At 68.7% G+C, this 10,333-nt stretch carries 9 protein-coding genes; 1 reads left to right on the top strand and 8 read right to left on the bottom strand.

Features of this window, described 5'->3' with window-relative positions; genetic code table 11:
* Window positions 1–155 precede the first annotated feature (155 nt).
* The 3 genes from AB0395_RS37675 to AB0395_RS37665 form a co-directional block, all read right to left on the bottom strand.
* On the bottom strand, window positions 156–1,946 hold the full coding sequence (locus tag AB0395_RS37675) for a DUF4082 domain-containing protein (protein ID WP_366289561.1): 1,791 nt from the start codon (window positions 1,944–1,946) through the stop codon (window positions 156–158).
* Between the two features lie 301 nt (window positions 1,947–2,247).
* Window positions 2,248–3,132: a right-handed parallel beta-helix repeat-containing protein gene (locus AB0395_RS37670; RefSeq protein WP_366289558.1), complete on the bottom strand. Its 885-nt coding sequence runs from the start codon at window positions 3,130–3,132 to the stop codon at window positions 2,248–2,250.
* A 6-nt stretch (window positions 3,133–3,138) separates the two neighbouring features.
* The gene (locus tag AB0395_RS37665; protein WP_366289555.1) at window positions 3,139–3,714 is read right to left on the bottom strand and encodes a dTDP-4-dehydrorhamnose 3,5-epimerase family protein; all 576 of its coding nucleotides are present in this window, start codon (window positions 3,712–3,714) and stop codon (window positions 3,139–3,141) included.
* A gap of 35 nt (window positions 3,715–3,749) precedes the next feature.
* Between AB0395_RS37665 and AB0395_RS37660 the strand changes: the two genes are divergently transcribed.
* The gene (locus AB0395_RS37660; protein WP_366289552.1) at window positions 3,750–4,655 is read left to right on the top strand and encodes a glycosyltransferase family 2 protein; all 906 of its coding nucleotides are present in this window, start codon (window positions 3,750–3,752) and stop codon (window positions 4,653–4,655) included.
* A gap of 58 nt (window positions 4,656–4,713) precedes the next feature.
* Here the strand turns inward: AB0395_RS37660 and AB0395_RS37655 are convergent, their stop codons facing one another.
* The 5 genes from AB0395_RS37655 to AB0395_RS37635 form a co-directional block, all read right to left on the bottom strand.
* On the bottom strand, window positions 4,714–5,493 hold the full coding sequence (locus AB0395_RS37655; RefSeq protein ID WP_366289549.1) for a methyltransferase domain-containing protein: 780 nt from the start codon (window positions 5,491–5,493) through the stop codon (window positions 4,714–4,716).
* Between the two features lie 43 nt (window positions 5,494–5,536).
* Window positions 5,537–6,724 (bottom strand): glycosyltransferase family 4 protein, encoded by a 1,188-nt coding sequence (locus AB0395_RS37650; protein ID WP_366289546.1) that lies wholly within the window; start codon window positions 6,722–6,724, stop codon window positions 5,537–5,539.
* The gene (locus AB0395_RS37645) at window positions 6,705–8,021 is read right to left on the bottom strand and encodes a nucleotide sugar dehydrogenase (RefSeq protein ID WP_366289543.1); all 1,317 of its coding nucleotides are present in this window, start codon (window positions 8,019–8,021) and stop codon (window positions 6,705–6,707) included. The genes AB0395_RS37650 and AB0395_RS37645 overlap by 20 nt, the downstream gene beginning before the upstream one ends.
* Before the next feature lie 150 nt (window positions 8,022–8,171).
* The gene (locus AB0395_RS37640; protein ID WP_366289541.1) at window positions 8,172–9,296 is read right to left on the bottom strand and encodes a GNAT family N-acetyltransferase; all 1,125 of its coding nucleotides are present in this window, start codon (window positions 9,294–9,296) and stop codon (window positions 8,172–8,174) included.
* Window positions 9,297–9,320: 24 nt separating this feature from the next.
* Window positions 9,321–10,244, bottom strand: a complete 924-nt coding sequence (locus tag AB0395_RS37635) for a glycosyltransferase family 2 protein (RefSeq protein WP_366289538.1) — start codon at window positions 10,242–10,244, stop codon at window positions 9,321–9,323.
* Window positions 10,245–10,333: the final 89 nt, after the last annotated feature.

Raw genomic sequence — 10,333 nt, 5'->3', positions numbered from 1 at the left:
GCGGTCACCTCGATCGAGGTCGACCCGGTCGTGGGCGGGCGCGGCCCCCCCCCGCCGACCCCCCCCCGCGCCCCAACGCCCCCCCGGGGGGGGGGGGGGTTTCCCCCCCCCCCCCCCGCCGGATCATCGTCTTCTTCAGCCCCTGAGGGCCTGTGTCACTTCGCGCAGGGCAATGGGCCGACGGTCGAGGTGACGTTGTAGTTCCTGTCGATCGTCACGATCGAGTTGTCCGACCAGTCGATCTTGTCGCAGTCGGCCTCGACCGGCTCGTACTCCCAGGTCTTGTCGACGATCTTGTTTCCCCGTACGACCAGGCTGCCGCGCGCGTTCTTCAGCTGGATGCTGTAGGTGCCGCCCATGACGAGGTTGTTGGTCACGGAGACGTCCACGATCTGCGGGTCGGTCAGGAAGATCGGGGCGGTGATGTCCTCGACGCCGCGCTGGTCGACGGTGTTGTGGTCGAAGGTCAGCCCCCTGCCGGTGTAGTAGGTCTGGATGCCGTCCGAGTGGTCGCCCGGGTTCGAGCACAGGTCGACGAACGAGTCCCGGATGACGATGTCGTCGCCCGAGGCCCGGAAGCCGTCGCCGTGGTTCCTGATGAGCACGCGTTCGGCCGTGAACTTGCTCTCCCCGATGCCGGGCAGGCTCTGGCACCTGTCCGCGACACCGACGGTCGAGTCATAGATCTTGAAGCTGTAGGTGTTGGGGCCCAGCTCATTGATGACGAGCCCGTCGATCTGGCTGTTCTTGACCGTCACGTTGTTGGCGGTGATCAGCAGGTCGCCGGGGATGTGCACGGCGTTCAGCACGGCTCCCGGGGTGGTGACCCGGTAGGCGCCGTCGTCGTTCAGCCGCTTTTCCGTCAGCTTCGTGCCGGGCGGGACGCCGGTGCAGGCGGGAGTCGGGAAGTCGACGCAGGTACGGCCTCCGGGGCCGGGGTTGTCCGTCGGCTCAGGGGACAGCGTCGGCTCGGGGGTCGGGGTGTGGGTGCGGGTCGGAGTCGGGGTCGGGGTGTGGGTCCTGGTGGGACGCGGGGTCGGCCAGCGGGTCCACGTGGGGGTGGGACGCGAGGTCGGCCAGCGGGTCCACGTGGGAGTGGGACGCGAGGTCGGCCAGCGACTCCCCGTGGGAGTGGGACGCGGGGTCGGGCTGACCGTCACGGTTGAGCCCGTGGTCGGGCTGATCGTCACCGTGGGATCGGTGCTCGGGCTCGGGCTGCCGGTCGAGGTGGGGTTGATCGTCCCGCTCGGACCCGTGGTCGGGGTCGGGAGACCGGTCTGGCTCGCGGTCACGGTCACGGTCGGCCGGGGTGAGTGCGTGCCGCCCGGCCTCGGCCGGCGGTTGCCCCAGCTGAAGACGACGTCGACCCAGTAGTTGTAGCCCTTGGGGTTGGACTGCTTGGGGAAGGCGTTGCCGCCGTACCCGAACACTCCGGAGTTCCGCGACGTCGTGCTCAGCGGACCGGACCTGGTGGGGACGGAGCCCTGGGTGCCCACGTACGTGCCGTTCGTGGAGTGGTAGGAGACCGTGTAGATCTGCTTCGCCTCAAGGCGCACCGGTGAGGAGAAGCTGGCTTCCTGCCAGCCGGAGGGGCTCTCTCCCGCGAACGTGACCTGCGCGAGGCGGTGTCCCTTCGCGTCCCAGAGGCTGCCGGTGTGCTTGCCCTTCTCGCCGGGGGCCTTGTAGAAGCGCACTCCCGTCACCGAGCCGCTCTTGGCGGCGGTGAAACGCGTGCCCAGCTCGACAGGGGCGCGGTCGGCGTGCGTCGAGGCTTTGACCTCGGTGCTCGACGACCAGAAGCTGGTCTCCTGCGGCTTCTCCGGTTCCTCCTGGGCCACGGGCTTGGCCTCCGCCACGGGCTTGATGGTGACATCGCCGCTGTTGCGGGTGATGACCCAGACAGCCGGGACGGATATCGCCACCAGGGCGACGATCAGGATCGCCACCAGGCCGGGCCGTGATCGCTTACGACGGGGTAAGTCGCTCTGGGGTTCCCCACCCCGGCGTGGGGGGTGTGTACTGGCCATTTCTCTGACCTCCGCGCCGACTCAGAGCCGGCTCGACAACATGTCTGTTTGGTCCTCGTACAGGGGCCATTGTTGCGACTGAGGTCACAGATACGCATTACTTTCCGACTATTACTCTAAGTGTTATGGCATATCGGTCTGATGACCGTGCGAAGATCCAGTTCTTCGTGTAGGGGGTGCGGTCGCCGGGTCCGCCGCCCTCCCGAAGACCGCGAGCGGCTCAGCCTACGCAGTTCAGCGGGCCGACGGTCGAGGTGACGCGGTAGTTCTCGTCAATCGTGACCAGCGTGTTGTCCGCCCAGTCGATCTTTCCGCAGTCGGAATCAACCGGCCCGTAAACCCAGGACTTGTCGACCAGTTTGTTGCCTCGCATGACAAGTTTTCCCCGTCCGTTCCTCAGCTGGATGCTGTAGGTGCCCCCCATGACGAGGTTGTTGGTGACGACGGCGTTCTCGATCCGCGGGTCGGTCAGGAAGATCGGCGCGGTGATGTCCTTGACGCCGCGCTGGTCGACGGTGTTGTGGTTGAAGATCAGTCCCTTGCCGCCGCCGTAGGTCTGGATGCCATCCGAGTGGTCGTCGGGGTTCGAGCACAGGCGGACGAACGAGTCGTGGATCACGACGTTGTCGCCCCCGACCCTGAAGCCGTCGCCGTGGTTGCGGATGTGGAGCCGGATGGCGGTGTACTTGTCCTGCCCGACGCCGGGGAGGGACTGGCAGCCGGTCGCCGGGCCGATGGTCGAGTCGGCGATGGTGTACCGGAAGGTCCTCGGGCCGAGCGCGTTGATGACGAGCCCGTCGATCTGGCTGTTCCTGATCGTCACGTCGTCGGCGGCGACGAGCAGGTCACCGGCGATGTGCACGCCGTCCAGCACGTCCCCCGGCTTGGTGACGCGGTAGGCGCCCGCCTCGGTCAGGGGCGTTTCGACCAGCTTCGTGCCCGGCGGCACGCCGGTGCAGGCAGGGGTCGGGTTGCCGGGGCAGCGGACGGCGACGCGGCTGGGCGAGACGCTGGGCGTCGGTGTGATGGCCCCCGAGGGGCTGCACGCCGTCAGGAACGCGAGCGCGACGGCTGCCAGGACACCAAGCGGGATGAGCCGTCGCATCGTCGTTCACTCCGTCACGCTAGGGGCCACGTCCAGGCCGATGAGCCGCCGCTGCAATTGTGCCCACGATCCTGCGGAAAGGTCTCGCTCACTGATCGAAGAGACCGGAAGCGGCCAGTGAATACCTAGTTTGGGATCGTCGTAACGGACCGACAGGTCTTCGTCGGGGTCGTGCTCCCTGTCGATGCGGTAGCAGACGTCTGTCTGCTCGGTCAGGGCCTGGAAACCGTGCAGCATGCCCGGCGGTACGTAGAGGGTGACGAACGCCTCGTCGTCGAGCAGCACCGAGATCTGCTGGCCGAAGGTGGGCGAGTCGGGGCGGGCGTCGACGAGGACGTCGTGCACCGCTCCACGGGCGCAGCGCACCAGCTTCGCCTCACCCCGGCCCGAGCGGCCGTGCATCCCGCGGATCGTTCCGCGCCGCGAGCGGGACTGGCTGTCCTGCACGAAGCGCGCCGGGTCCAGTCCGGCCTTCTCCGCCGTCGCGGTGTCGAAGGTCCGGGTGAACAATCCCCGGTCGTCACGGTGCGGCGTCGGTATGAACAACAACACCCCGTCGATGGCGGTTCGTTCTACTCTCATGCTGTGATTCCTTTCAAGAGGTGGAAGGCGGGCCGGTGAGCGGCACCACCGATGAGGACGTCCCGCGGCGGCCGGAGCCGTCCGGCGAGCGGTACCCCGTGGTCAGTGTCGTCGTGCCCGCGCACAACGAGGAGGCGGTCCTCGCGGGCAACCTCGACCGGCTGCTCGCGGGCACCGAGCCCGGTGAGTTCGATGTGATCGTGGTCCCCAACGCGTGCTCCGACCGCACCGCCGAGGTCGCGAGGCGGCCGGGTGTGCGCGTCCTGGAGACGCCGGTGCCGGGCAAGGCCAACGCGCTGCGTCTCGGCGACGAGATCTGCGCGACCTTTCCCCGGGTGTACCTGGACGCCGACGTCGAGCTGAGCGCGGAGTCCGTGCGCGCGCTCGTCGCCGCCGTTGCCCGTCCCGGCGTGCTCGCCTGCGCTCCCGTGCCGGTGTGGGACATGGAGGGGGTGAGCTGGGTCGCCAGGCGCATGCACAAGGTCCACAACGAGCTGGTCGCCCCATTCAGGGCACTGGCCGGGGTCGGCGTCTACGTCCTCACCGAGGAGGGACACGCCAAGGTCTTCCCCATACCGGACGTGCTGTCCGACGACGGCTGGGCGCACGGCAGCTTCGCGGTCCACGAGCGGGTGGTCGTGCCGCAGGCCCAGTCGCTGGTTCGTCCGGCGAGGACCGTCTCCGCGCACCTCAACCGGCGAGTGCGGGTGCGCCTCGGTAACCGCCAGCTCGCGGCCCTCGGCCGCTCCGCCCCCGAGGGCCGCCTGCGCCTCGGCTCTCTTGGAGCGCTCCTGAGCGGCGGGAAGGTGAACCTCCTCGATGCGGGCTGCTATCTCGCCGTCCTGCTCATGGACCGGACCCTGACCCGGCTGCGCACCTCGCGGGGCGCCCAGGTCCAGTGGGGCACGGACGCCAGCAGCCGGTCCGAGGCGGGCGGATAGCCGGCGCGGGCCCGCCGTACGGCCGGGCCCGGCGGCCCGGCCCCGGTGGTCGAGCCCGTCAGGCACCGGCCCGCTCGGTGATCGTGTATATCCTGATCGAACCGAAGGGGCCGTCCTGCGGGCTCTTGCGTCCTCGGGTGACCGTCCGGAGATGGCGGAAGCGGCCGGTGCTCGTCAGGAACTCGTCCTCCGTGGGGTTGAAGTAGATCACCGTGACCCGCCGCGGGTTCCGGTCCACGGTGGCGATCAGCTTCCTCATCACGGCCGCGAAGGTCTCGCCCCTGAAGGGGTTGTTGAGGAACACGACCGTGACGTCCTCGGGGATCTCGTAGTCGAGCACGTCCGACTGGACGAGCTCGACGTCCTTGCAGCGCAGGCGCAGGCGGGTGCCCGCGACGTTCTGCCGCGCGATCTCGCTGAGCTGGGCGGACAGCTCGACCCCGATCACCTTCCTGAAGGGGTAGCGCCACGCCGCCTCGAGCACCATGCGCCCCATGCCGGAGCCGAGGTCGACGAACACGTCGTTCTCGCCGACGTCCTCGCGGGGAAGTGTGCGCCGCAGGGTCTGCCAGTTCGCCGCCGAGTAGTAGACCCGTTCGTCGTTGGCGAGCCCGAACTCCTCGAGGCTCACGACGTCGGAGGTCCGCACGCCGTACCTGCGTTCGAAGATCAGCCGTACGGCGCCGCGGCGCAGCCACAGGTAGGGGCGTCGCAGTCCTCCCGCGACTCCGCCGAGGGCGGTGGCTCCCGCCTCGACGGCGACCTCGAGGACGTCGGCGGCGGCCTCCATGAAGGAGGTCATCTCGCCGGTGGTGACGCTCAGCAGAAGCTCGCTCATCGCGATCGTTCCCTTCTCGTTGGAACGCCGGGGATTTTCGACATCAGGAAACGGCGGCTTCGTACGCGGCCAGAAGCGCCTTCTTCGACTGCTCCCAGGACAGCGGGCCGCTGACACGGGCCTTGCCGATCTCTCCCATCCGCCTGCGCTCCTCGGGATCGTCGAGCAGGAGGGCGATCAGCTTGGCGAACTCGGACTCGTCGTTCGCGGGGGCGTAGAGCGCGGCGTCCCCCGCCGAGACCCTGGCCTCCCGCAGGTCGAAGGAGACGATCGGGCGGGACATCGCCATGTACTCCATGATCTTGTTCATGGTGGACACGTCGTTGAGGGGGTTGAGCGGGTCCGGCGCCAGGCACACGTCCGCCGCGGACAGGTAGCGCACCAGATCCTCGTCCGAGACCCGCCCGGTGAACTCGACGCGGTCGGACAGGCCGAGCTTGTGGGAGAGCGCGACCATGTCGTCGAAGGTGTCGCCGCCGCCGAGGAACACCGCGTGCCAATCTGTGCGGTCCAGCTCGTCGCGGAGCTTGGCCAGTGACCGCAGCGCGTAGTCCACGCCGTCCTGCGGGCCCATCACGCCCAGGTAGCACAGCAGGTGCGGCTTGCCCTTCTTGAACTCCTCCTCGACGGGGACCTGGCGGAAGCGCTCGACCGCGGGCGCGCTGCGCACCACGAACACCTCCTCGGGCCGCTTGCCGCCCCTGCTGACCGCGACGTCGCGGTAGCTCTCGTTGGTGGCGATCACCACGTCGGCCGCCCGGTAGGTGAGCCGTTCGAGCCTGCACACCGCCCGGTAGAGAAAGTCCTCACCCCGGTCGAAACGGGACAGGTAGAGCTCGGGCACCAGGTCGTGCTGGTCGAACACGAACCGGGCACCGCGCCGCTTGAGCTTCTTCGCGACGAGGTACAGCAGGTCCGGCGGGTTGCACGCGTGCACCACGTCGACACGGCCGACCCGCTTCGCCAGTCTGAAGGTGTGCCACAGCGCGGAGCCGTACTCCTGGACGTAGCCGAGCGGGCCGCCGGTCGCCGCGCGCAGGGGATAACGGTGGATCTTCACCCCCTCTATCTCGACGTACGGCTCGGTGTCCCGCTTCGTGCCGCGGGGACAGATGACGTGCACGTCCCATCCGGCGTCGCGCAGCGTGGTGCTCTCCTGCCACACCCGTCTGTCGAACGGGACGGAGAGGTTCTCAACGAGGATGAGTGCTTTACCAGCCAAGGCCCACATATCCAGGGTGTGCCCGGCGCGTTTCGGCGTCGGGAAGGCGGACGAGGTCGATGATCGTACGGTCTCCCGCTCCTTCGAGCGCGCTCAGCACCGCGGGGTCCTTGCAACCGACGACGCAGACGTCGGCGTGTGCGAGCACGTCGTCGACGGAGTTGGTCAGCAGGTCGCCCAGGTGCGGCAGCCTGCTCTCGATGTAGTCCCTGTTGGCGCCCATGAGACGGGACAGGGAGACGTTCGCGTCGTAGATGCGCAGGTCGTAGCCCTTGCCGAGAAGGCGTTCCGCCAGCTCGACCAGCGGGCTCTCCCGCAGGTCGTCCGTGCCCGGCTTGAAGGAGAGCCCGAACAGCCCGATCTTGCGGCTGCCCGAGGCGGCCACGAGGTCGAAGGCGCGTCGCAGGTGGTCGTCGTTCGAGGGCAGGACGTGCGACAGCAGCGGCACGGAGACGTCGGCCCGCCTGGCCGCGTAGACCAGGCCGCGCAGGTCCTTGGGCAGGCACGAGCCGCCGAAGGCGAAACCGGGGCGCAGGTAGGCCGTGCTGATGTTGAGCTTGCGGTCGGCGAGGAAGACGTCCATGACCCGGTGGGAGTCGAGGCCGAGCGCCTGGCAGATCGCGCCGATCTCGTTGGCGAAGCTGATCTTCAGGCCGTGGAAGGCGTTGTCCGCGTACTTCGTCATCTCGGCGACCGCGACGGGAACCCGGAAGACCTCGCCGGGAAGCCCCTCGTACAGCGCGGCGACCGCGTCGCCGCTCGCGGCGTCGAACTCGCCGATGACGGTCTTCGGCGGCTCGAAGAAGTCACGCACGCTCGTTCCCTCGCGCAGGAACTCCGGGTTGACCGCGACGCCGAAGTCGATTCCGGCCCGATATCCGGACGCCTTCTCGAGGATCGGGACGAGCAGGTCGGCGCAGGTGCCGGGCAGCATGGTGCTGCGGAAGACGACCGTGTGCCGCCCGCTCTTGGCCGTCAGGGCCTGGCCGATCTCCTCGGCGACCCGCTCCAGGTAGACGGTGGACAGGCTGCCGTTCTGGGCCGACGGCGTGCCCACGCAGACCAGCGAGATCTCGGTCATGCCGACGGCCTCCGCGACGTCGGTGGTCGCCCGTAGCTTGCCGCTCCGTACCACCTCCGCGGTCAGCTCGCCGATCCGTTCCTCGACGACCGGTGCCTGTCCACGGGAGATGAGGTCGACCTTCACGGGGTTGACGTCGACACCGATCACCTCGTGCCCGCTGGCCGCGAGACAGGCCGCGGAGACGCAACCGACATAGCCGAGCCCGAACACGCTGATTCTCATTTGTGCGCTGCCTCCATCGCGTCATGTGCCGACCGGTCGCGAGGCAGGAGGCGTTTTTCCCAAGCCTCGCCCGACTCACCCGACGGCCGGATGTTTTTTGCGGTCATTACGTTTTCGAGAAGTGTTCGCCGCAGGGAATCCCGGATGCGGTCAACGGTTCAAGTTCCGGAACCCTCGGACGATCTTTCGCAGGCCGGGGCCGAGCGCGGACGACTTCGCCGTCTCGACCACGGAGTCGCGAGCCCTCCGCAGTGCCTGCCGGGCCGAGCTACGCGTCACTATCCCCTGGCATACCAGTGTTTCGCCGGTTTTCGCACGCCTTTTGTACTCGTCGTCACCCCGTCCGAGGTCGATGCGTGTGATTCCGAGCGCCGGAGCGGCGCAGACGAGCTCGCGCAGCAGCATCCAGCCGGGTGCGAGGCTCGAGAAAGCGGGGTCGTAGACCGGGAACCACCAGTGCAGCACCGCGCCGGAACGTATCCCGAAGTGCGCCGCCAGCAGGTGCGGGCCCGCGTGCAGCGTGGACAGCACGCCTCCGAAGGAGGAGTCACGGGTGTGCAGCAGCCGGGTCATCAGGTCATGGCGGTCGGGCGTGGCGAAGTAGTCCTTGGCGCCGGTGGCGGCGTACTGCGCGCGTTTGAGCTCGATCACCTGGGCCAGGGCCTCCTGGTCGAGGCTGTCGGCGACGAACCGCACCGCGCCGTGGGTCCGCTCGGCCTTGGCGGCGCGGCGGCGGGCCTGGCCCATGTTGTCCTTGCCGCTGCGCGACGCGCGTCCCAGGTATCCGTCAAGGCCGCCGGAGACGTCGAGGAACGGCGAGGGACGCCGCGAGACGATCCACGGCTCGAAGTCCGCGCAGTCCTCGATGAGATGGTCGAACTCGAAGCTGCGGACGCCGCCGGTGAGCAGGTCCAGCGGGGAGAGACGGGAGCCGGGGGCGAGTACGGGCCCCTGGAAGTCCGCGGCGGGCCAGCCCGCGGGCCTGATCAGCGACCGCTCGCGGTGGTGGGGCAGGAATGCTCTGACCTCACCCGCGCTGTCCCTGCCCACGGCTACCCGTACCTCGCGCCCGCTGGCGTGTACGGCCGCGGCGAACCCGGGATGGAAATAGGGGCTGTCCAGTGCCGGGTTGGCCGCCCGCAGCAGGTGCCAGGCCTCCAGTTCCTCCGCGGTGAGCGCGTCGATCCCGGCCGTCCGCACCGTGTGCACCGTCGCGGGCTTGGCGAAGCCCGCCGTTTCCCGCCCGTCGGGAGCCGTGCTCGCGGACATGCTCATCGTTGTCTCTCCTCGGTGCCCGGGTCAGTCCGCGAGCTTCTTGATGCGGCGTGAAGGGCGCAGGAGCGCTACGAGCGAGGCCTTGGAGACGCGGCGCCCCATGAGCGCGCGAAGCGCCTCGCCGAGAACGACCGCGAGGTAGTAGGCGAGGGAGGCCGGAGCACTCCTGCGCCTGCGGAAGAGCGTCACCTTGTTCACGATGAGCAGGGAGGCCAGCATGGGGTTGATCGCGGAGTCGCCGCCGATGTGCTCGACCACCGATGACGGCTCGTACCAGGTCGCCCAGCCCTGGTCCCGGGCACGCAACGAGAACTCGGTCTCCTCGCTGTAGAGCAGGAACGACTCGTCCCACGCGCCGATCTTCCTGATGACGTCGGTCGAGATGAGCAGGGCCGCGCCGGTTGCCCAGGCCACCTCGCCCGCCTTCTCGTACTCCCGCGGATCGGTGACCATCTCGCCCAGGGTGCCGATCCGGCCCGCGAGGTTCCCGCCGATCACCGCCTCGACCAGGGCCCTGCCCACGGCGGGCATCCTGCGCAGCGAGGGTTGCAGGCTGCCGTCCGGGTTGACCAGGAGCGGCGCGCTGATGCCGTACCCGGGCCGCTGCAGCGCCTCCGCGAGCGGCAGGAGAGCGCCGGGGCGCAGCCTGCAGTCGGGGTTGACCACGAAGACGGCGTCGAGGTCGTCGATGTCCATGACCTCGATACCCGCGTTGATCGCCGCGGCGTAACCGGCGTTGCGCCCGAGCTGGACGATCTGCACGGGAAGGTCCGTGACCTCTCCGACGATCTTGAGGGAGTCGTCCTTCGAGGCGTTGTCGGCCACGACCACGTGCGCGAGATGGACGCCTCGGGCGCCGTCACGGAGAGAACGCAGACAGCCTTCGAGTACCTCCGCACTGTTGTACGTGACGATCACTATGGCGATCCGGGGGGTACCAGGCGTCATATATGGGTCATCGTTATCCGGCATGGTGCCGTTACTACGTTCCAAAGCGCGCTCCCAGCATGATCAGACACCTGCTCCGCCCGCCGGGC

Source organism: Streptosporangium sp. NPDC051023 (assembly GCF_040689595.1).
In the GTDB taxonomy this organism is placed as follows: Bacteria; Actinomycetota; Actinomycetes; order Streptosporangiales; family Streptosporangiaceae; genus Streptosporangium.
The sequence above is the reverse complement of the archived record's forward strand: the minus strand, read 5'-3'. Positions and strand labels throughout refer to the sequence as shown.